The sequence below is a fragment of the Vibrio panuliri genome (assembly GCF_009938205.1).
Taxonomy (GTDB): Bacteria; Pseudomonadota; Gammaproteobacteria; order Enterobacterales; family Vibrionaceae; genus Vibrio; species Vibrio panuliri.
Map to the genome: position 1 here is coordinate 698927 of NZ_AP019654.1, position 23595 is coordinate 722521.

Here is a 23595-nt window from a genome sequence, read left to right on the forward strand (position 1 = left end):
GGCTATTCTGAGCGTTTAGCGACTTGATTAATTTCAATCAATTTCGAATTGGAGATAGAGGTGTTTACTTCAAACGGCGTTCCGTCTTTAAGGTATGTCACTTCTCGTACACACATTACGGGTTGGTTTGGTGCTAAGTCTAATAAATTACGTACGTTTTCATCTTCGACAATGATAGGTTTGAGTTGTTGCAAACTCTCATTCACTTTTTGTTTTGTCGTGGTTTCGACGTACTTGTATTTAGATTTTTCAAGGATCGATACGTTTAAATTAGGAAACATAGAGACAGGCATGAAAAAGTCTTCAAGCGTAATAGGGATACTGTCAAACTGCATTAAACGAACAATATGATAAACATAATCTGATGTCTTAATATGCAGTTCCTGAGCAATTTGCTCGTCAGGTTTCTCAATATTTATCGATATGACTTTTCGCTTTGCCAACATCCCTTGCTGTTTTGCGCGTTCGTTAAACGAGGTCAGTTCATGATAATGGGTTTGTTTGACTAATTTAGGTTCGCCAACAAATAGCCCAGAGCCATTTACGCGATAAATTAAACCTTCATCAATCAGCGTTCGAGTCGCTTCTCGAATTGTCATCCGGCTCATATTAAATTGCTTAGCGAGCGCACTTTCAGAGCCGAGCTTATCTCCTTTGCGAAGTTGATTGTTCTTAATAAATCGAACAATGTGTTCGCAAACCTCTTGCTTCTTCGTTTTTGCCATCATCAGAACTGCTAGTAACCTGTATAGACATATTATGAGGCAATCGAGGATCACCTTGCAACTCTATCCACAGTGTTACTCCGTATTAAAAGGAGAATCGAATCTAGGATTTACATTCCTTGACGTTATTCGAGGATTTTTGAGGTTAAAATATCGGTAGATATAAATGGATGACTACAAACGATGAAAAACAAACTGATTTTAAGCTTACTGACGGTTGCCATATTGAGTGCATCGCCGGCTGTTTTGGCGAAACGCCCGCAGGGTCCTCAAGCAGTCACTGTCGTGACTGAGCAAGTTCAAACTCACCAAGTCTCTCAATCGCTCTCATTGGTGGGTAAGTTGGAAGCGGCACAATCGGTGATGGTTTCACCTGAAACGACAGGTAAAGTCGAGCAAATTGCTGTTTCGGCTAATCAAACGGTGAAAAAAGGGCAGTTGCTGATCCAGCTAAATGATGACAAGGCGCGTGCTGCGGTGAAAGAAGCTAACGCTTATCTGAAGGATGAACAGCGCAAGTTGAAAGAGTTTGAACGTCTTGTTACTCGTAATGCGATCACCCAAACTGAAATTGACGCGCAAAAAGCCAGTGTCGAAATTGCCCAAGCTCGTTTAGACGCCGCGAACGCCGACCTTAAAGATCTTCATATTAGTGCACCTTTTGCTGGTACGGTCGGCTTTATTGATTTTAGCCGCGGAAAAATGGTTTCTGCTGGCACAGAACTGCTGTCATTAGATGACCTCTCAGTGATGGAGTTGGATCTGCAAGTCCCTGAGCGTTATTTATCGCAAATCTCTAAGGGGATGGAAGTAACGGCGACGACCAGTGCTTGGGATGACGTTGTTTTCAGTGGTGAGGTGATTGGCATCGATTCTCGTATTAACCAAGAGACACTGAATTTACGCGTGAGAATTCATTTTTCCAATCAAGACCTTAAGCTAAAGCCGGGGATGCTTGTGCTCGCGGATATGGACTTCCCAGCTATTAATGCCCCGATTATTCCGGTCCAAGCTTTGGAATACTCAGGAACTAAGCGTTATGTGTACGTCATCGGAGATGATAATGTTGCGCAGCGTACTGAAGTGATTCTTGGTGCCCGAGTGGAAAATCAAGTGGTGATCAATAAAGGCTTAAAGATTGGTCAGCGTATTGTTGTGCAAGGTATCGTTAACATGCGTGATGGCGCGAATGTCATCGAGCAGGGCAGCAAGCCAGCGGTAAAAGGTGACAAGTAATGTGGTTATCTGATGTATCGGTGAAGCGACCGGTCTCAGCGTTGGTGCTGAGTTTGCTGCTGTGTGTGTTTGGTATTGTTTCCTTTTCGAAACTCGCTGTGCGTGAAATGCCAGATATCGAAAGCCCAGTGGTCTCGGTAAGCACTCGCTATGAGGGCGCGTCAGCGACCATTATCGAAAGCCAAATTACCTCGGCATTGGAAGAGCAACTGTCGGGCATCAGTGGTATCGATGAAATTACCTCTACCACGCGCAATAGCATGTCGCGTATTACCATTACCTTCGAACTTGGCTACGACTTAAACACCGGTGTCAGCGACGTTCGTGATGCGGTGGCTCGTGCTCAACGCTCGCTACCGGAAGAAGCTGATGATCCGATTGTTTATAAAAACAATGGTTCGGGTGAAGCCTCACTTTACATCAATCTAAGTTCGTCAGAGATGGACCGTACGCAATTAACGGACTATGTCGAACGCGTATTAATCGACCGTTTTAGCCTTCTAACTGGCATCAGTTCTGTTGATATCTCCGGTGGGTTGTACAAAGTTATGTACGTGAAACTCAAACCGGATTTGATGGCAGGGCGTGGCGTAACAACCGCCGATATTACTCAAGCCTTGCGCAGTGAAAACCTCGAAAGTCCTGGAGGACAGGTTCGTAATGACCAAACGGTGATGTCGGTGCGCACTGCTCGTACTTATCAGGATGTAGAAGACTTTGAATATTTGGTTGTGCGCCGCGCCAGTGACGGCACGCCGCTCTACCTGAAAGATGTCGCCGACGTGTACATTGGTGCTGAAAACGAAAACTCGACGTTTAAAAGCGATGGTGTGGTCAACGTTAGCTTAGGTATTGTTCCGCAGTCAGATGCCAACCCGCTAGAGGTGGCGAAACTGGTACATGCTGAAGTAGATAAGATTCAAAAATTCTTACCCAAGGGCACTCGCTTGGCGATCGATTACGACTCAACCGTATTTATTGAGCGTTCGATAGAAGAAGTCTACAGCACTTTATTTGTTACCGGTGGCTTGGTCATTCTGGTTCTGTATGTGTTTATTGGGCAGGCTCGTGCAACGTTGATTCCTGCCGTTACCGTGCCGGTTTCTTTGATTTCAGCCTTTATCGCCGCGTACTTTTTTGGTTTCTCGATTAACTTGATCACCCTAATGGCATTGATTCTATCCATCGGTCTGGTGGTGGATGATGCCATCGTGGTGGTAGAGAATATTTTCCACCATATTGAACGGGGCGAGAAGCCGTTGCTGGCAGCCTATAAAGGGACGCGAGAAGTTGGATTTGCGGTTATCGCAACCACCTTGGTTCTTGTGATGGTGTTCCTGCCGATTTCATTTATGGACGGTATGGTTGGCTTATTGTTCACCGAGTTTTCTGTACTGCTTGCGATGTCAGTGATTTTCTCATCGCTTGTTGCGTTGACCTTAACGCCTGTACTGGGTAGCAAACTGCTTAAAGCCAATGTAAAGCGTGGGCGTTTCAACCTGTTTGTTGAACGAATCTTCCAACGTTTGGAAGGTGGATATCGCAAACTGCTTGGCTATGCACTTAAAGCCAAGTGGGCGGCACCCTTAGTGATTCTCGCTTGTCTGGGTGGTAGCTATGGATTGATGCAGCAAGTGCCAACACAATTGGCTCCAAGTGAAGACCGCGGGGTAATTTTTGCCTTTGTTCGTGGTGCTGATGCGACTAGTTACAACCGTATGGCTGCCAATATGGATGAAGTGGAAGAGCGTTTAATGCCTTTACTTGGGCAAGGCTTCCTAAAATCATTCTCGATGCAATCTCCGGCCTTTGGCGGTATGGCGGGTGACCAAACTGGCTTTGTGATTATGATTCTAGATGACTGGAATGATCGCAGTGTGACGGCACAGCAAGCGCTTGGTGAGGTGCGTAAAGCGCTAAACGGGATGGCCGATGTTCGTGTATTCCCATTTATGCCAGGTTTTAGAGGGGGCTCTAGCGAACCTGTACAATTTGTGCTTGGCGGCTCAGATTACCAAGAGTTAAAAGGTTGGGCTGAGAAGCTGCAACTATTGGCTGAAGAATCTCCTTATATGGAAGGGGCGGAGATTGATTACTCGGAGAAAACCCCTGAACTTCTCGTCACTGTTGATAAGCAACGCGCTGCCGAGTTGGGGATTAGCGTGGCTGATATTTCTGATACATTGGAGATTATGCTAGGCGGTAAACGTGAAACGACCTTTGTTGAGCGTGGTGAAGAGTATGATGTTTACTTACGTGGTGATGAGAACAGCTTCAATAACGCGGCTGACTTAACTCAGATCTATATGCGTACCGCTTCTGGTGAGTTGGTTACCTTAGATGCCATCACCAAGATTGAAGAAGTGGCCTCAGCGGTGCGTCTATCGCATTACAACAAGCAAAAATCGGTAACTGTGTCGGCCAACTTGTCAGATGGTTATACCTTAGGTGAGGCATTGGATTACCTCGACCAACAGGCCATTGATAATTTACCGAGTGATATCAGCGTGAGCTACTCCGGTGAATCAAAAGATTATAAGGAAAACCAGTCAAGCGTGCTGGTGGTGTTCGCATTGGCACTCTTGGTGGCATACCTAGTATTGGCAGCGCAGTTTGAAAGCTTTATTAACCCACTGGTGGTCATGCTGACTGTACCTATGGGCGTGTTCGGTGGTTTCCTTGGTTTGTTTGTGATGGAACAAGGTTTCAACGTCTACAGTCAGATCGGTATGATTATGCTAATCGGTATGGTGACCAAAAACGGTATCTTAATCGTGGAGTTTGCCAACCAACTGCGTGACCGTGGTTTAGAGTTTGAAAAAGCAATTATCGATGCGTCTGCGCGTCGTCTGCGTCCAATTATGATGACAGCGTTTACCACACTCGCAGGAGCTATTCCGTTGATCATCTCGACAGGAGCAGGCTATGAAGGGCGTGTTGCGGTTGGTACAGTGATTTTCTTTGGTATGGGCTTTGCCACCTTAGTGACGCTGTTTGTGATTCCAGCGATGTATCGATTGATTTCAGGCAGTACGCAAGCTCCGGGGCATGTTGAAGCAGAGCTGAAACGTGAGCTTGAACATGATGTGAAAGGGCGAATCTCTCACGGAGAGATGTAACAACAAAAACCGAGGCAATAGCCTCGGTTTTCTTTGAGCGGTCAAACAAGAATGGGCTAGCTTATGCCGCGTCTTCTTGTTGCTCTTCAGCGTTGTCGGTAACCGCTTCGACTTTTTTCGCTTTCTTCGGAGCTGGGCGACGTTTTGCGCCGAGAGCGTAAAGTACTTCTTCTTTGTTCTGTGCCAAGAACATTGCCAAGTCTTCTTGCTTCGCTTCGTCTTCTAATAATTCGCTTTTACCTAGCAGTCCGAATAGTTCGTCTGCCATATCCAGCATTTTGTCGTATGCGTCAGCGTCCGCTTTAGAGGTAAAAGTCATTTTCTCTTCTCCGTTGCGTTCTACCACGTACTTAACGATTACAGCCATGGTTATTCCTCTAGCTCGAATGAATAATTAATCACTGGCTTTTTATACAGTTTTTGAGCGAGCAAGTCTAGGACGGGCAGCAAAACTGCGACCCGAGTGCTCAGTGAGTATCCTCTCTTCACCCAATTTATTGCTGCCACTGATAGCAAAATTTGATAAACGCTTTTAGTAACGGGCTCTGATATTTCTCTTTGTGTACCAGCAACCAAAAACGACGTTTCATATCGAGGGGGAGTTCGATGGTGACAACCCGTCCATCTCTTATCGCAGGTGCCGCTGCTAAGCGTGATAAACAGCCAAGTCCTAACCCTGCGGAAACACAGTTGATGAGAGCTTCGGTGGTATTGAGCTGAAATGCCTCATGCCAATGTTCTATACGTGGCGCGATAGCTCGGAGGAAAAATTCGCGAGAACCAGAGCCTGCTTCACGTAAGATCCACTCACTGGCTTCCAAATCGCCTACTTTGGGCGAAACTAAGCTAGCTAATGGTGAGTTTGGACTACAGATAATGCACATTTCATCTTGGCTGAACTGAGTTGAGATCAGTTCTGGGTGTAGTGTTTTCCCTTCAATCAGAGCGATATCCAGTTCATAGTCGACCAGTTTTTGGCAAATGAGTGCCGAGTTGGAGATGAATAAGCTCTGTGCATGGTGAGCAGTTTGTTGTCGAAAGTCACTCAGTAAGTAAGGTGCGACTTGATTACCAATGGTATCACTCGCCCCGATTCGCAACTGTCCCGTGAGAGTAGAATCATCATCAAGCAGCAGTTCAATGTCTTCCACTCGATGCAGTAACTCATCCACCAATGGCAACAGCTTTTGCCCTTCTTGATTGAGTATTAGGCGTTTATTGACGCGATCGAAGAGCGAGTGACCCAGCTGTTTTTCTAACTCCGCAAGCGCCATACTGACTGCCGCTTTGGATAGAAACAGAGCCTCAGCCGCTTCGGTTAATGTATCGTAGTGATTAATAGTGGCAAAAACTTTGAGTTGTTTAAGTGAGATGTTCACGGCGATAAGGTTGTTTTATTTTATTGAACTAATGTTCTAAATAATTAGATATAACTAAACAAAGTGCAAGAGTAGAATCATTGCCAGAACAGAAAGAAAGTAAAGAGTGTGAACCATGATCAAAGCAACTAAAGCAAAAGTATTCGGCGCGCCAACACCAATGGCTGGTCTTGCGCTTGGTATTGCCAGTCTTGGCTGGTGCTGGGAGAACGGTGCAGCGCTAAATGGTTATGGACAAATGTTCGGAGCAGTGATCGCTTCAGTGCTGCTGGTTATCTTAAGTGTTAAATTTCTATTTCATCGTCATCTATTAGCGCAAGATTTAGCGCACCCTGTGGTGGGTAGTGTCGTTCCGACTTTTGCGATGGCGACGATGGTGGTGTCCAACTGTTTGGGTAAATGGTCAGCCCTCGTTGGGGATACGTTGTGGCTGGTTGCGGTTGTCTTGCATATTAGCTTCCTAGCCAGCTTTGTTTACCACCGTGCGAAAAGTTTTGAACTGTCGCATATGGTTCCAAGTTGGTTTGTTCCACCTGTGGGTATTGTTGTTGCCGATGTGTCATTTTCTGGCAATCCACAGCTTGCATGGATTGCACAAGCGACTTTAATTTTTGGTTTGGTTGCTTATGCGGTAATGCTTCCTGCGATGATTTACCGTTTGATCTTTGCCGGTGAGATCCCTGATGCAGCAAAACCAACGTTAGCAATTATGGCTGCGCCAGCTAGCCTTTCATTGGCAGGTTACCTAAGTGTCACCACTGATCCATCTCCAGTAATTGTGGGTGTGTTGTTTGGCATTGCGGTGCTAATGACCATGGTGATCTATTTGGCTTTTATTAAACTACTTCGACTTCCATTTAGCGCAGGCTTTGCGGCATTTACTTTCCCAATGGTTATCGGCTCTACCGCATTGTTTAAACTCAGTGCTTGGATGGTCGAGCTTAATGTTGCAGACCGCTATGTGGATCAAGTGCACGCGCTTGCGGTGGGTGAATTGTGGATTGCAACCTTAGTTGTGGGCTATGTTGCTGCGCGCTACTTCCATTTCTATCAACCACACCGTGTTGTTCTTCAACCCGTCACGCAATAAAACCAACAGAGAAATCGCAGCGTAAGTTAACTTGCGCTGCGATGGTTGCGAACTGCCTCAAACCTATTGATATCTTTTCTTTTCTCATCTATCAAATTCCTTTTTCCGTTATAAAAATTCCCATTTCTTGTATTTGAATAATTGATAATCATTATCATTAATAACTCTAAAATACGTTATAAGGGAATGAAAATGTCATCTCTTCACGCACAGTATTGGCCCAAGCATGCTGTGTGCGTTTCTGTTATTGAACCAACGCGAACATTGTGGTGGTCGGTTTTGGTTATTGGCTTTCTTCCTATTGCGATTTTTAACCTAGCAGGGAGAAAGTATGAGTAAGTTAAATGTCTGGACTTTATTGATTGGCTTGGCTTGTGTGGGCGCAGGCCAATCGGTGTTGTTCTCGGTACTGCCACCATTAGGGAGAGATATTGGTCTTGCCGATCATCAAGTTGCCTTAATCTTTACCTTAGCGGCGATTGCTTTTATGGCTTCTGCTCCTTTTTGGGGACGAAAAAGCGATGAGTGGGGGCGGAAACGTCTGATTGTTCTCGGTTTCTTTGGCTATGCCATCTCTATGGCGGTGTTTGCTGTGTTCGGCGATCTAGGGCGTTTTGGTCTACTGTCGGTGACGGTGACATTTTGGTTGCTGACATTGTCGCGTTTGGCGTATGCCTTGCTTTCTAGCGGGGTTTTTCCTGCGGTACAAGCCGCGATGGCTGAGTCGAGTCCGATCGAGAAACGGGCATCCGCCATGGCGTCAATTCAAGCAGCCTTCGGTTTGGGAATGATTGCCGGCCCGGCGATAGCGGCGGTGTTGGTGGTTGTTTCGATAACGTTACCCTTGTACGTCTCTGCTGCGGTTTCTCTAGTCGCTGCCAGTTTAGTTTTATTGGTTATGCCCAATAATGCGCCATCACAAACGGTCACGACGACCAAGAGTAAATTGCGAGTGACCGATGTTCGAATCCGTATCTATTTACTGATTGGCTTTGTGTTTTTTGTCGCTTTTGCCGGCTTAATGCAGTTAACCGCCTTTCGCTATCAAGATCTATTTAGTTTGACGGCAGAACAAGCAGCCGCCGAAACCAGTATTGGTTTTCTTTGCTCTGCTATCGCGACGCTATTAATACAAGTCTTGGTGATTCGTCGTTTTTCTCCTCACGCATTTACCCAACTGCTATTTGGTCTTCTGTTTGGTGCCACAGCTTTTGGGTTACTTGTTTTCCCTTCGGCAAGCTGGCAAATGCATATCCTGTTTGCGTTGTTTGGCTGTTCGATGGGGTTAGTGTCTACGGGCTTTAATACTGCGGTGACACTCGCTGTTAATGAGCATGAGTTAGGTGCTGCATCTGGTCTTGCCGCTGGTGCTCAAGCTGGGGGGTATATAGTCGGTCCACTGTTAGCAACGTCGCTTTACCACCTCAACACAGACTTACCTTTCGCATGTTTTGCCCTAGTACTGGCGGTGTGTGGCGGTTTTCTATTGCTTCGGAAAAATCAAATTTATCTCGAGACATCGCCTCAATAAGTACTTTAGGAGTTTTGACTATGGAAGAAACACGTTCAGCAAAAAGTGCTTGGCAGATAATGGCTCCAGTTAAATGGCAAATTCGATTTGCAATGTCGCTGTCTGTCTTGAGTGCGCTGTTTGCTTTGGTTGGCTTGTATTTACTCGCTCTTGCGCTGCAAAGTTTACAGCAGAGCCAGACGTGGCCAGTTGAGCAGTTCGGATTGGCAGTAGTGTGTGCGGTTGCAGCATACCTAGGTCGATTGCAATCATTATCACAGTCTCACTACGCAGCCTTTAAACTAGAAAGATTGTTAAGAACGCAGCTATCGCAACATCTTGGCGACGTTTCGATGGGCTTTGTTCAGCAATTTGGTGCCAGTAAGATCAGTAAGGTGATTCAAGAGGATGTCAAAGAGCTGCATGTTTTTGTGGCCGATAGTACCCCCCTATATGCAAGAGCCTATATCGCACCAATTCTCACATTAATCGGACTGTTGTTACTCGATTGGCGTTTGGCTTTCGCTGTTGTCGCGTTGATTGTCGTGGGCATGGCTATTTTGGCCGTTGCTATGCGAGGTCATAACGATTTATCGAAACATTATATGGAAACCAGAGAGGAAGTGAGTGCAACGATTGTTGAGTATGTGCAAGCAATGCCTGTGGTCCGCACGTTTGAAACTGGCAGCAGCAGTTTTCGTCGCTACTCAGATGCGCTGGACAAATTTCGCGATATTGTGGTGAGTTGGTATGAAAGCGTGAGCTTCTCATCGCGTTTTTCTCTTGGTTTGCTTCATGCTCTGCCAACGATGTTAGTGCTTATGTGGGTCGGCTCAGCACTGGTCTGGCAGCAGTCATTATCGATGATAACTTGGGTGGCGGTGCTATTGATTGGTACCGGTATGGTTGAAGCGATTACGCCATTGATCACCCTGATTCATTTGGTAGAAAAAGCCAAGATGAGCGTGATGCGCATTGAGCAGCTATTGGATGTTCCTGCGATGCCAATTCCACAAAATACTCAGCTACCTCAGGATCATAGTGTTTGCTTCGAACAGGTTGGATTTGCCTACGATGAGACACAGGGCAATGTCCTTCATCAGATTGATTTTTCGGTTGCGCAAGGCAGTGTTACTGCGCTAGTTGGCCCTTCAGGTTCGGGGAAAAGTACCATCGCACAACTGATCCCTCGGTTTTGGGATGTGACTCAAGGGGCGGTAAAGATAGGGGGTGTTGATGTTCGCTCGATGAGCAGTGAAACGTTAATGAACCAAGTCGCTTTTGTGTTTCAAGAGACGTTTCTTTTCGCGCATAGTATCGCTGACAATATTCGTCTTGGATGTCCTAATGCCACCATGGAAGATGTCATTGCGGCGGCGAAAGTGGCACAAGCCGACGAGTTCATTTGTCAGTTGCCCCAAGGCTATCAAACGTGCCCTGGAGAGCGAGGGGTATTTTTATCAGGCGGCCAAAAGCAGCGGATTACCATCGCACGCGCTGTGTTGCAGAACCGCCCGATACTGGTGCTTGATGAAGCCACGGCATTCTCTGATCCTGAAAATGAGGCGGCAATTATCGCGGCGTTATCGCGCTTGATGGAAGGTAAAACCGTCATCTTAGTTGCGCATCGCCTCAATACCATTCAAAACGTTGACCAGATTTTAGTCTTAGAGCACGGACGCCTTGTCGAGCAAGGTTGCCACAGTGACTTATTGGCGCAAAAAGGCGTCTATGCTCGTTTGTGGCAAAACCATCAACGGGCGCAATCATGGTGTTATCAGAGCCAGCAAGAAGAGATGTGTGGTGAGACAGTGCAAGGAGAATGGGTATGAAGCAGCACAATGCCACCGTTGCCGAGCAAGCAAATGAAACCGTGAACTGGTTTGATTTATGGCAGCGATTAAGCAATCTGAGTGGATCTTACCGCCAGCCGTTGAGGCTCGCGCTTTTGGCCACCTTTGCCGCTTCGGTATTACAAGGTTTAGCCTTTGCCTGCGTGATGCCGATTTTTGATGCACTGTTTGTCAGTCAGCAGCCGGAGCAGGTGTGGTACTGGTTAGTTGTCATGTCGCTTCTTGGTGGGGCTTGCGTGTTGGCTCGTTGGCGAGCGCAGGGTTTCGATTTTAAAGGTGATATGTCTAAAGTGTCGCATCAGCTTCGTGCTCATTTGGGACGGCAGCTACGCATTGTGCCGTTAGAGCGATTACGTGATAAACGCACTGGTGAGCTTACGGCAACATTACTGGGTAATGTCGATGAGAATCTCGCTTATATTCTTACGGTTGCCAATCTATTGCTGAGTGCTTTGGTTTGCCCTGTGGTGATTGCGCTATGCGCTTTTTATTATGATTGGCGGTTGGCATTACTGTTGATGCTTATTTTCCCCGCCTTGTTACCACTTTATCGCTGGTTAGCGCCTAAATACTCTCAAGGCATTGATGCGTATGTACGTATTCATCATCAAATGAATGCCAATATTATTGAGTATGTTCAGGGGCTGGAAATTATTCGTTCATCTGGCTGTGTTGGTGATAAAGCTCAGCAGTTGCAAGATAATTTCCGTCAGCTCGAACAGTTTCAAACTCAAGCACAGAAAAGTGCCACCAAACCCAGCATTTGGATCTCGAGCGTGTTTGAGTTGGGATTACTGTTGGTTTTTGCTGTCGGTGTCAGTTTTGTTTTGCTTGGCTGGACGCAACTGCCCATATTGGCGGCTATCGTTGTGATTGTTATGCGTTTAGCGGAGCCTTTATCTGCCTTTGTGGGCTATACAAAAATCATCCATCTGATTGAGGCGTCTTTATTGCGTATTGAAGCGCTACTTGCCATTCAAGCTTTGCCACAACTGCCAGCACAGGTGCCCAACCAATATGACATCGAGTTAAAACAGGTCGAGTTTGCTTATCATGATTCACCAAGACCAGATTTACAGGCATTAAACCTAACCATTCCGGCGCGTCAGTTAACCGCATTGGTTGGCCCCTCAGGGGCTGGTAAAACAACGGTAACTCGGATGATTACGCGTTATGCCGACCCGCAACAAGGTAGTGTGACTATTGGTGGTGTCGATGTACGAGCGATAGAGCCTGAGCTATTGAGTCAATTGGTTTCGGTTGTATTTCAGGATGTTTATTTGTTCGATGATAGCATCTTAGCCAATATTCGTATGGCTAAGCCTGATGCGACATTCGAACAGGTTACACAGGCGGCAAAGCTCGCCAATTGCCATGAGTTTATAGAGCAGTTGCCACTGGGATATGACACCCAAGTCGGTGATATTGGTGGCCGACTTTCTGGAGGAGAAAGGCAGCGTATCAGTATTGCGCGGGCGATATTAAAAGACTCACCGATTCTGATCCTTGATGAACCCACCGCTGCGCTTGATACCGAAAGTGAGGTGGCGGTGCAAAGTGCTATCGACAATTTAGTGAAAAACAAAACTGTGATAGTCATTGCCCATCGTTTATCGACGATCGTGAGTGCAGGAAAAATCGTCGTGATCGAAGATGGTCAGGTGATTGAGCAAGGGAAACACCATGATCTTCTTACTCAGCGTGGTCGATACTTCGATTTATGGCAGGCGCAAAGTGGTGCCAAACATTGGGGGCACAAATAGATTAGGAGCGGTATTACTTGGCTTGCAAGTGACTGGTTGGGTTTTTACGTAACTGTTTAAGCCCTCTTGGGCGGATGCCAAAATACTTGAAGAAAGTCGATGCGAAATGGCTGGTGTTGTTATAACCATGGTTTTGAGCAATGGTGGTGATCGGCAGATCGCTGGTTAAGATTTGTCGATAGGCCTTTTCCATTCTACGTTGAATAACGTAGGCGTAAGGGCTGGTATCAAACACCGCTTTAAACTCTTTTTTTAGACTGCATTCATTGGTGCCGACTAAATGAGCGAGATCGTGAATTTTAGGTGGGTGGAGCAGTTGCCTCTCTAAGATATCGCGGGCTTGGTGTACTCGGTTTAGCGCGGTATCACTGATGCCAGTTTTTCGTGGAATTTCACTAAACAGCGATTGCGCGCAAAGGGCGAGTAGCTCATAGCTCTTGCCCTGAATGTACATTGGGAGCAAGGCTTCACTGGTCAAGGGAGAAAAGAGAAGGTTGACACAATCTTGGATTGGGTGACTGGCATGGATATGCATATGTTGAAACCCGAACTGTTCCAATGCCTTGCTGTGAGTATATAAGGTGTCAAATTCCGGTATAAAGCCCTGTTTAAAGCAGATAAAAACCACTTTAAGCTGTTCACAGACATCATAGAGTTCTTGCCCTGAAAAGAAGCGATGGGAACAAAAATGGGCACTTCCTGATGTGGCGATGTTCTTGAAGTCGTACTGATGAGAGGTGGTGGTTATCTGGCCATTGACCACAAATGAGAGCGAGAGAAACTCGTGATTATTCTGAATTGGAATCGTAAATGCTTGGTCTATTTTCCCTTCGATAAATACGGTGCTAAAAGTACCAAAATTGAAAGATGTCAGAGAGAGTTTTGCATCCGGATAATCCAACACTTGTCTATTTACACGACACGCACTATCACTTTGCTGCATATTTTCTAGTGCAGCATTAATCGTATCCATTAACTCCGTGGTTGGGGAGGCTGTAATTGGTTGACAGGTGTTGGTGTGAATTTTCATTACAATCTTAAGTAAAAATGAGAATCAATTCTAACAAAGAGCGATTTTAAGCTTGATGGCTAAAATTTCAACAAGATAAGTATCAATAATGCGAACTAACAGCAGGGATTAAGCCAAATCATGGTGGCTAAACCTTGGTGTTTTTGGTGGTTGTTGCTTTTGTCGTCACTTGGGGTGATTGTGGTTGTAATTAACGCACCAGCCGCTTGGCAAAACTATGGCGAGTTAGGTAACTATGCTAATCTGAACGCTATTGAATCAATCAGTTGAGCATGCATTTTGTTTACCGTTTATCACTCCAATCAAGTTGATGTTTTAAAGTCGCTACTTGTTGAACTGGTCCGAATCGACCCACTGGAAAATCCATTCGATAAAGAGCAAATTTTGGTGCAAAGTCCTGGTATGTCTCAATGGTTGAAGATGGCTTTGGCGAAAGAGTTTGGCGTGGCCGCCAACCTTGAGTTCCCGCTACCAGCGACGTTTATTTGGAACATGTTTACCGAAGTTCTGCCCGATGTACCCAAACGCAGTGCCTTCAATAAAGAGTCAATGGGTTGGAAGTTGATGCAGATTTTGCCGAGCATGCTTGACCAGCCTGAGTTTGCTCCACTGCAACGTTATCTGAATGATGACATCGACAGTTCTAAGCTGTATCAATTGGCTGAGAAAATCGCGGATATCTTCGATGGTTATTTGGTGTATCGCCCTGAGTGGATCGCCAGTTGGGAGTCGGGACAAGCGGTTATCGAGATAGGCGATGAACATCCTTGGCAGCCGATGTTATGGCAAGCACTGTATGATCATACCGTCGCACTTGGCCAGTCTCCTTATCATCGAGCCAACTTGTATGAACACTTTATTGATAGCCTTGGGAGCTATCAAGGCAAACTGGAAGGTTTACCTAAGCGATTATTTGTGTTCGGTATCTCTTCATTGCCACCGCGTTATATGGATGCGCTCAAAGCGCTGGGTGAGCATATCGACGTTCATTTGATGTTTACCAATCCATGCCGTTATTACTGGGGGGAAGTGCGGGATAGAAAATTCCTTGCCAAACTCGCAGCCAAGCAACGTAAACACTTGGTATGGCGTGACGAGCAGTCTCATCACGAAGGTGAAACTGACCAGCTCAAAGGTTCGATTGAAGATAATCTTGCTTCCAGCGACTACGATGACGAACTGCATACCGATGTGGTGGGTAACAGTTTGCTTGCCTCGATGGGGAAACTGGGCCGCGACAATATGTATTTGCTGTCGCAATTGGAATCCCATGAAATTGAAGCATTTGTTGAGGTTGAGCGCGATTCCCTATTGCATCAACTTCAGGCTGATATTTTGAACCTTGAAGAGCATCAAGATGATCATCAGTTGATCGCTAGTCATCATAAGCAGGCGATAGATCCAAGTGATCACTCGCTGACGCTGCACGCTTGCCATAGCCCAATGCGCGAAGTAGAAGTGCTGCATGACCAACTGTTGGCGATGTTTGACGCTGACGCAAGCCTTAAACCACGCGATATCATTGTTATGGTGGCTGACATTAACGCCTACAGCCCTGCGATACAGGCGGTGTTTGGTAATGCGCCCGGTGAGCGTTATATCCCTTACTCAATTTCCGACCGAACCGCCGATCAAGAGAGTCCGATTTTGGCGGCTTTTCTGCAGTTAGTGAACCTTGCTAATACTCGTTGTCTCGCCTCTGAATTGCTTGAACTGCTTGAAACTCCAACCATATTAAGTCGCTTTGGTCTGAGTGAAGATGAGTTCTTACAAGCTAAGTTGTGGGTCGAAGAGTCTGGTATTCGCTGGGGGTTAAACCCAGCAACGGGCAGTGAGTTTGACTTACCAGCGACCGCGCAAAACACTTGGCAGTTTGGCATTGAACGGATGTTATTGGGGTATGCGATGCCCTCATCAGCCGGTTTATTTAATGATGGAGAGCAAAGCTTAGCCCCATTTAATGAAGTGCAGGGAATGGGGGCCGAACTTGCGGGGAAATTGGCACACTTTATCGAAATGGTGAGTCATTATCGTCAAGCTCTTGCTCGAACCCAAGATGTGGATAGTTGGCGTCAGCTGTTAACCAGCTTGTTGGATGATTTCTTTAAGGTTGAACTTGAAGGCGAAGTCGCATTAAAGTCGATTCGCGACACATTGGCGGCACTTAAAGAGCAGTTAGAGGATGCTGCTTTCAACCAAGATTTAGCCCCTAGCATCATCGCACAGTATCTCAACAACAAGCTTTCTGGCACACGAGTGAGCCAACGCTTCCTTGCGGGGCAAGTGAACTTCTGTACATTGATGCCAATGCGTTCCATTCCCTTTAAAGCGGTCTGCTTGCTCGGGATGAATGATGGCGTTTACCCGCGCTCGATGCCTCCGGAAGGATTTGATTTGATGAATGGTCGCACGCGTGCGGGGGATCGTTCGCGTCGAGACGATGACCGCTACCTGTTCTTAGAGGCGATTCTCTCTGCCCAACAAACCCTTTACGTTAGTTATGTGGGGCGTTCGATCCAAGACAATACAGAGCGAGTCCCCTCGGTGCTAGTGTCTGAGTTGATGGAGTATTGTCATCAAAATTACTGTTTGATGGGAGATGAGCAGCAGAGCGTCGATGACTCTGGCGACAAGCTATTAGCTCATCTACATCAGCACCATACTATGGTGCCATTTAGTCCTAACGCCTTTAGCGCCGATGAGACGAATTTGGATGCCGCAAGCTATGCCAAAGAGTGGCTTCCTGCAGCCAATCGTTCTGGACAACGTAGTGGTGAGTTTAATCGCCAATTGAGTGATTACTTGTTGGATGTGAGTTACCCACTTGAACTGGATATGGTTGAACTGCAACGTTTTTGGCGTCTACCAGTCCAGTACTTCTTTAATCGTCGCTTAAAAGTGGTGTTTGAACCACCGCTACCCATATTGCCTGATGACGAGCCTTTTGTACTCAATGGCTTAGAAAGCTACCAGATGCGTGATGGTTTGTTGCATCAACTCCTTGAAGGGCAAGCAGCCCCTGAGCATGTGGTCGAAAACTTTGTAACCGAGCAACGCGCACAAGGTAAGTTGCCCGTAGCCGCATTTGGTGAGATTGAGTTTGAAACCAATCGAGTTCAAGCCGAGCAAATGTTAGAAGTGTTAAGTTTTGTTTCGAATGCCCCTGTCGATGATATCGAAATTAACCTGAGCTTAGATGTTTTGGGTGAGGATAAGTTGGTGTATCTACAAGGGTGGTTAACTCAACATTATCAAGCCGGTTTAGTGCGTTATCGCAGTGGTAAAATTCGTCCTCAAGACTACTTAGCCGCTTGGATTGACCATTTGGCGATGTCAGCCATGGGGGTGGCAAAGCGTACTCATATGCTGGGGTATGATCGCAAAGAAGGTGTCGTGCACCTTATCTATCCTGCGATAGACGATCAGCAGATGGCGAAGACGTTGCTTGGTGAACTTGTACGTCTATTTTACCAAGGTATGACTCAACCTCTTGCTTATTTTCCCAAGACGGCATTAGCGGCGATTGAAGCGGGCTTTAGTCGTGGTGGTGAATGGGCGGATGATGAAGAAAAGTCACTGAAGAAAATGGCGGATGCGTTCAACGATAGTTTTATCGCTTCTGGTGAAGGTAGAGATGCTTACATTGCGCGTATTTGGCCGCAGTGGAACGAGCAGTTGGCACAAGAGGTACGCACATTGGCAGCATTGGTGATGCAAGCACCTAGATTACATATGCGAGATGCACAAGATGAGTAATGGGGAAAAGCAAAGGAATAAGTGGCCGCCAGAAAATCATTATTTTGTGTAGGGCGTTCGCTGTACGGCCACAGGTCAGAGGGACCATGATTCGGTTGGTTGCAGCATCATGTTGATTGCTGAACACGTGGCGCGGATAGTAAAGCCTTACTAGGGGATGTTCTGTGAGTCGAGTCTCATTAATCCCGAATGGTACCTGCAACATGCAGCTAAACCCTCAATATCACGATTGGATCACACCAAAGGGTGTGAACGAATTGATTTAAAAGTTACATAAAGGTTTGATTGTTATGACATCTTCATCAGTTGTCACACCGTTGGAAACAATGACGTTCCCCTTGCATGGCGCGAGATTGATCGAAGCTTCGGCGGGTACGGGCAAAACGTTTACTATTGCTGGTCTATATTTGCGCTTGTTGCTTGGGCATGGGAGCAAGGAGACTCGTCATCAAGTGCCTTTAACGGTCGATCAAATCTTGGTGGTGACATTTACTGAAGCGGCAACAGCGGAATTGCGAGATCGAATTCGTGCGCGGATTCACGATGCTCGTATCGCGTTTGCTCGTGGTGAAAGTCGTGATCCTGTGATTGAACCGCTATTGAATGAAATTGATGACCATCAGCAAGCGGCTGCTATTTTGCTCCAAGCTGAGCGGCAAATGGATGAAGCGGCCGTGTATACCATTCATGGTTTCTGTCAGCGTATGCTCACGCAAAATGCCTTTGAGTCGGGCAGTCGTTTTGATAATGAGTTCGTGACTGATGAAAGCCATCTTAAAGCACAAATTATCGCCGACTACTGGCGACGTAACTTCTATCCGCTACCACTGAAATTAGCGGGTGAAGTCCGCTCGATTTGGGGTTCACCGGCCGCATTGCTCAAAGAAGTGTCTGGATACCTAACCGGTGCACCGCTGAAACTGTCTGTTCCTGCGATGCAAGGTGATCTAGCGGCGTTGCATCAAACGAATCTTGAGCAAATCGACCAGTTAAAAGCATTGTGGCGGAGTGAGCAAAAAGACTACCATGATCTTATTGCTAATTCGGATGTGAACAAACGCAGTTATAGCAAGAAATCATTGCCAACTTGGCTCGCTGCAGTGGACCAATGGGCAAGCCTTGAAACCACAGGCTATGACTATCCGGAGGCGTTGGAGAAGTTTGCGCAGAATGTATTGCGCGACAAAACCGCAAAAGGTACTGCGCCAGAACACCCTGTGTTTGCTGCTATTGAGCAGTTTATTGCTGAGCCTATCAGTCTACGAGCCCCATTATTGGCTCATGCAATTGAACATTGCCGAATCATGCTCGCAAAAGCAAAGCAACAAAAGCAGTGGCTCTCATTTGATGATCTGTTAACTAATTTATCAGCCGCACTCGACAATGATGAGATTGGCTTACTCGCGCAGCGCATTCGCGAGCTTTACCCTGTTGCTATGATCGATGAGTTCCAAGATACCGATCCACTGCAATACACTATATTTAGCCGTATCTATCTACCACATCCTGAATGTGGTCTGTTTATGATCGGCGATCCCAAACAGGCAATCTACGGTTTTCGTGGTGCGGATATCTTTACCTATATTAAAGCGCGCAATCAGGTTTCTTCGCACTTTACTCTCGGAACCAACTGGCGTTCTAGTGCAGATATGGTCGCAGCGGTTAACCAAGTGTTCGCCCTGCCAGACAGCGCATTTATTTATGACCAAGATATTCCGTTTACTCCCGTTGCTGCCAGCCCAAATGCAGAGTTACGTACTTGGCAACTCAATGGGCAGGTTCAACCATCTCTGACTTACTGGCTGCAAGAGGCTGAGGATAAGCCATTAGCGAAAGGGGAATACCTTGATGCAATGGCGCAGGCGACAGCGGATCAAATTCAAACCATTTTAACGGCTTCCCAGCAAGGTGAGGCTTACTTTACCCATGCGAAAGGTCGCGCTGGGATTCAAGCGGGTAACATTGCCATATTGGTTCGTACCGGCAGTGAAGGACGATTGATCAAACAAGCGTTAGCAAAACAGGGTATTGCCAGCGTTTACCTTTCTAACCGAGATAGTGTGTTTAATGCCAATATTGCCCAAGATGTGCAGCGTCTATTACAGGCGGTATTAACACCAGAAAATGACCGCGCGCTACGAGCAAGTTTAGCCTCTGAACTGTTTGCACTGGATGCCGGAAGTTTAGATGCGTTAAACAACGATGAAAGCGTGTGGGAAAATGCGATCAATGAGTTCAAGGAGTATCGTAAACTTTGGCTACAACGTGGCGTGTTGCCTATGTTACGTGCAGTGATGAGTAAACGACATGTCGCAGAACGATTGCTCGAAGAAGAGAATGGTGAGCGTCATCTGACTGACTTGATGCACTTAGGAGAGTTACTGCAACAAGCCAGCGGTGAGTTGGAGAGCGACCACGGTTTATTACGTTGGTTAGCACAAGCGATCAGTGATGCACAAAACGGTTTAGGTGGTAGTGAAGACCAAATTCAGCGTTTGGAATCCGAACGTAATCTGGTGCAGATCGTTACCATCCACAAGTCAAAAGGTCTGGAATATGACCTCGTCTTTTTGCCATTTGTGCTCGCCTATCGACCGGCCAGTGAAGCGAAATATTATGATGTAGCGGCGGATGCCACCATCCTTGATATCAGCAAGAATGAGGCGGCACTTGCTCAAGCAGACAAAGAACGCTTAGCCGAAGATTTGCGCCTTATTTATGTTGCATTGACGCGAGCTGTTTATGGCTGCTTTATTGGGGCAGCGCCGTTGCGTAATGGGCGCTCAACCAAAGAGCCCACTGGTGTTCATCACAGTGCAATGGGCTACCTGCTGCAAAATGGTCAAGCAGGGACAATCAATGATTTAACTCAAGCCATTGAGCGACAAACCCAAGGGCTGAGTTGTGTCGCATTAACCGATTTACCTAAATCCCATGACTCGGGGTTTATTGCCAGCGAGCCCCATGTCGAGAATTTGTATGCCAAAGAGTTAGCTCAGCCGATCGACCGTAGTTGGCGCATCACCAGCTATTCAGGACTTGTCAAACAAGGCTCACACCATAGCAGCGCCGATGATGATTTATTGAAACTGGATGTTGATTCTTCTCAAGAGGAAGATGATCAAGAACTGGTTGAACCGGAACGCTCGATTTTTACTTTCCCTCGCGGTGCGCGGCCGGGTACGTTTCTACACAGCCTATTTGAAGAAGTGGAGTTTACCGAGCCTGCCAATAGTGAGGCTAATCAGCAAGTGATTCTCGGCTTGATGGAGAGTGAGCAACTTGAAGCTGAATGGTTGCCTATTTTGCAGCAATTGGTGGATACCGTATTGGCGACACCATTAGATGGGAAAGCATTACGTTTAAACCAAAAGTCATCTGCCCAACGCTTGGTAGAAATGGAATTCTTGTTACCGATAGAGGTATTGGCGTCATCAGAGCTTAATCGTGTGATTCAGCGTAATGACCCCTTATCCGCTAAAGCGGGTGATCTCGGATTTCAGACCGTACAAGGCATGTTAAAAGGCTTCATCGACTTAGTGTTTGAACATCAAGGCAAATATTATGTTTTAGACTGGAAGTCGAATCACCTTGGTGATCGGATAGAAGATTATCATGGTGAAGCTTTACGCCAAGCAATGGCAGATCATCGCTATGATCTGCAATACCAAATTTATGCCCTTGCGTTGCACCGTTTTCTGCGCAGTCGCCTTGAAAACTATGATTACCAACAACATTTTGGAGGGGTTTATTATCTGTTTTTGCGTGGCATGGATGGAGAGGGCGAGCATGGCATATTCTCTGCAAAACCCAGCTTGCAGTTTTTGACCGAGTTAGACCAACTGATAGAAGGTAAAGCAATTGATGTTCGTGGTAATTCAGCAGGCCAAATGGCGTTAGATTTATGAGTAATACTATGACCCCTTCGCTAACCCCAGCCTCAATGACACAGGCTCCGTTGCTCGCTACGCTTCAACGTTTGGCGCAAAAAGGCTCGCTACGTCAACTAGATTATCAACTGGCACGGTTTATATTTGCTAAATCTTGCAGTGACGAGCTTGCGTTTATTGCTGGCGTGGTCAGCAGTGAGCTAGGTAAAGGACATATTTGCTTGCCACTGACTGATGCGCAGTCTCAACCCACTGACTTGGCGGCGAAGCTCGGCATGTATGGTGACGCGGCATTAGAGTTAAATCAGCGTTTAGTTGCGATTGACTGGCCGTCGTTACTTGGGCAGTCGGTCTGGGTGGCGAAACCGATAGACAATCAAGCTCAAGCCTTGCCTTTGGTGTTTGATGGTGAACGCCTCTACCTCCATCGTTATTGGCATTATGAAGTGACTCTCGCTGCGCGTTTAAATAGCTTTGGGACACCGATGAGCTTAAAGCCTACGGAAGTACAAAAGCTTGCTGACTTGCTTGATCATCTGTTTGCCCGTAATTATCAGTATCTATTTTCTGCCGTGAGTCGCGGTGAGCAAAACTCTGGTTTGACGCAAGTGCAACGCCAACAATTAGTTTGCGATCACTTAGATGTGGTTGATTCCAACTCGTTGAATTGGCCTGCGATTGACCAAGTCTTACTCCAGGCTACGCGTGTCGAGCATTTAGCCAGCCTTGAACAATTAGTTCCACAAGCGGCGTGCGTAAACTGGCAGAAAGTCGCGGCGGCGATTGCCTTGAGTAAACGCTTTGCCGTGATTTCGGGTGGACCGGGAACCGGTAAAACTACCACGGTGACAAAACTGCTGGTAGCCCTCATTGAGCAGGCCAAAAGCAATGGTGACAAATCACAAATACCCACGATTAAGCTGGTGGCGCCGACGGGCAAGGCGGCTGCGCGCTTAACTGAATCGATTGGTAAAGCGATTGCCGAGTTGCCGGTGAGTCCAGAACTCAAAGCCGCGATACCGACAGAGTCGAGTACATTACACCGTTTATTGGGAGCTTTGCCAAATAGCGTCGAGTTTCGTCACAACCACGCGAATCCACTGCACTTGGATATTCTTGTCGTTGATGAAGCCTCGATGGTGGATTTGTCGATGATGTACAAGTTAGTCGATGCGCTCCCTAAACACGCTCGGTTAATCTTACTGGGTGATAAGGATCAGCTCGCCTCTGTTGAAGCCGGGGCTGTTCTGGGGGACATTTGCTCCTTCCAGCAATATGGTTACAGCAGTAGCCAAGCGGAGTTGATCGCTCAACTGTCAGGTTATCACTCTTTAACCCAGAGCAGTCAGAAAGGCAGTCGAGTTGGCGACAGCCTTTGCATGCTGCAAAAAAGCTATCGATTTGATGCCCGCTCGGGGATTGGTCAACTTGCTAAAGCTGTCAATGCAGGATCCGGTTTTAACTATGATGCCGTTTGGCAGCGTGACTTTGCTGATATCGCTCAATACCCACTCGACATGCAGCATTATGATCAGCTTATTCAAACCATGGTCAATGAATACAGTGTTTACCTTAAGCGTATTGCGGTGCGTCAACGCGATGTTGATACCGAACAGTTGGAATCAGTGACTCAACTTGCTAAATCAGGTTTGGATGCTTTTGCTCGTTGTCGTCTTTTATGTGCTATTCGTGAAGGTGATTTTGGCGTATCGGGATTAAACCAGCGAATTGAGCGCGCTCTAATCGCGCGTAAGCGAGTACAAACTCAAGACGAGCTTTGGTATCACGGTCGACCTGTTATGATCACGCGCAATGACCATGCCTTAGGGCTATATAATGGTGATATCGGTATTTGTATTTGGGATGACTCACTGCAAGAACCACGCTTAAAAGTCTTTTTTGAACTGCCTGACGGTAGCGTGAAATCCGTATTGCCAAGCCGAGTACCAGAGCATGAAACCGCTTATGCGATGACCATTCATAAATCTCAGGGAAGTGAGTTTGAGTTTACTTTATTGATTTTGCCTAAGGAGTTTAGCCCGATATTAACTCGAGAGTTGATCTATACCGGCATTACGCGTGCGAAAAAGCGTTTGGCTATGTATGTTCAGCCGGAAGTTGTGAAGCGGGGGATCAAAGTTATGACCGAGCGCGCGAGTGGCTTGGTTGATAGGTTAAAGGAGTAAAGGAACCATCCTTGGTTTACCCATTTGACGACGATTGTTTTGTTAATGACTCTTGTTA

General features: G+C 46.6%; 13 protein-coding genes. 9 read left to right on the forward strand and 4 right to left on the reverse strand.

Annotated elements, in window-relative coordinates; genetic code table 11:
- Nucleotides 1-2 precede the first annotated feature (2 nt).
- A complete protein-coding gene (locus tag GZK95_RS03225; RefSeq protein ID WP_083626209.1) occupies nucleotides 3-728 on the reverse strand; it encodes a GntR family transcriptional regulator in 726 nt (241 codons plus the stop codon).
- A 180-nt stretch (nucleotides 729-908) separates the two neighbouring features.
- Here GZK95_RS03225 and GZK95_RS03230 point away from each other — a divergent pair, with 180 nt between their 5' ends.
- On the forward strand, nucleotides 909-1961 hold the full coding sequence (locus tag GZK95_RS03230; protein ID WP_075714942.1) for an efflux RND transporter periplasmic adaptor subunit: 1053 nt from the start codon (nucleotides 909-911) through the stop codon (nucleotides 1959-1961).
- Entirely contained in the window at nucleotides 1961-5080 is a 3120-nt protein-coding gene (vexH, locus tag GZK95_RS03235; RefSeq protein ID WP_075706254.1) for a vibriobactin export RND transporter permease subunit VexH, read from the forward strand. The genes GZK95_RS03230 and vexH overlap by 1 nt, the downstream gene beginning before the upstream one ends.
- A gap of 61 nt (nucleotides 5081-5141) precedes the next feature.
- Here vexH and GZK95_RS03240 read toward each other — a convergent pair whose 3' ends face one another.
- Both GZK95_RS03240 and GZK95_RS03245 read right to left on the reverse strand, forming a co-directional pair.
- On the reverse strand, nucleotides 5142-5447 hold the full coding sequence (locus GZK95_RS03240) for a YebG family protein (RefSeq protein WP_075706255.1): 306 nt from the start codon (nucleotides 5445-5447) through the stop codon (nucleotides 5142-5144).
- A gap of 127 nt (nucleotides 5448-5574) precedes the next feature.
- Entirely contained in the window at nucleotides 5575-6465 is an 891-nt protein-coding gene (locus GZK95_RS03245) for a LysR family transcriptional regulator (protein ID WP_075714940.1), read from the reverse strand.
- Between the two features lie 109 nt (nucleotides 6466-6574).
- Between GZK95_RS03245 and GZK95_RS03250 the strand changes: the two genes are divergently transcribed.
- The 4 genes from GZK95_RS03250 to GZK95_RS03265 all read left to right on the forward strand — a co-directional run bounded on the left by GZK95_RS03250 (nucleotide 6575) and on the right by GZK95_RS03265 (nucleotide 12675).
- Nucleotides 6575-7549 (forward strand): TDT family transporter, encoded by a 975-nt coding sequence (locus tag GZK95_RS03250; protein WP_075706257.1) that lies wholly within the window; start codon nucleotides 6575-6577, stop codon nucleotides 7547-7549.
- A gap of 331 nt (nucleotides 7550-7880) precedes the next feature.
- Nucleotides 7881-9080, forward strand: a complete 1200-nt coding sequence (locus GZK95_RS03255) for an MFS transporter (protein ID WP_075706258.1) — start codon at nucleotides 7881-7883, stop codon at nucleotides 9078-9080.
- A 20-nt stretch (nucleotides 9081-9100) separates the two neighbouring features.
- Nucleotides 9101-10891, forward strand: a complete 1791-nt coding sequence (locus tag GZK95_RS03260) for an ABC transporter ATP-binding protein (RefSeq protein WP_225624000.1) — start codon at nucleotides 9101-9103, stop codon at nucleotides 10889-10891.
- A complete protein-coding gene (locus GZK95_RS03265; RefSeq protein WP_075714938.1) occupies nucleotides 10888-12675 on the forward strand; it encodes an ABC transporter ATP-binding protein in 1788 nt (595 codons plus the stop codon). The genes GZK95_RS03260 and GZK95_RS03265 overlap by 4 nt, the downstream gene beginning before the upstream one ends.
- A 13-nt stretch (nucleotides 12676-12688) precedes the next feature.
- Here the strand turns inward: GZK95_RS03265 and GZK95_RS03270 are convergent, their stop codons facing one another.
- Nucleotides 12689-13705 (reverse strand): helix-turn-helix transcriptional regulator, encoded by a 1017-nt coding sequence (locus tag GZK95_RS03270; protein WP_075706261.1) that lies wholly within the window; start codon nucleotides 13703-13705, stop codon nucleotides 12689-12691.
- 279 nt (nucleotides 13706-13984) lie between these two features.
- Here GZK95_RS03270 and recC point away from each other — a divergent pair, with 279 nt between their 5' ends.
- From recC to recD, 3 genes are all read left to right on the forward strand, one after another.
- Nucleotides 13985-17461, forward strand: coding sequence for an exodeoxyribonuclease V subunit gamma (gene recC / locus GZK95_RS03275; RefSeq protein WP_075714934.1), 3477 nt, complete (start codon nucleotides 13985-13987; stop codon nucleotides 17459-17461).
- Nucleotides 17462-17751: 290 nt separating this feature from the next.
- Nucleotides 17752-21369 carry an exodeoxyribonuclease V subunit beta gene (recB, locus tag GZK95_RS03280; protein WP_075714932.1) on the forward strand — a complete coding sequence of 1206 codons (3618 nt, stop codon included), beginning with the start codon at nucleotides 17752-17754 and terminating at the stop codon, nucleotides 21367-21369.
- Nucleotides 21366-23537 carry an exodeoxyribonuclease V subunit alpha gene (gene recD, locus GZK95_RS03285; RefSeq protein WP_225623999.1) on the forward strand — a complete coding sequence of 724 codons (2172 nt, stop codon included), beginning with the start codon at nucleotides 21366-21368 and terminating at the stop codon, nucleotides 23535-23537. Before recB ends, recD begins: the two co-directional genes overlap by 4 nt.
- Nucleotides 23538-23595: the final 58 nt, after the last annotated feature.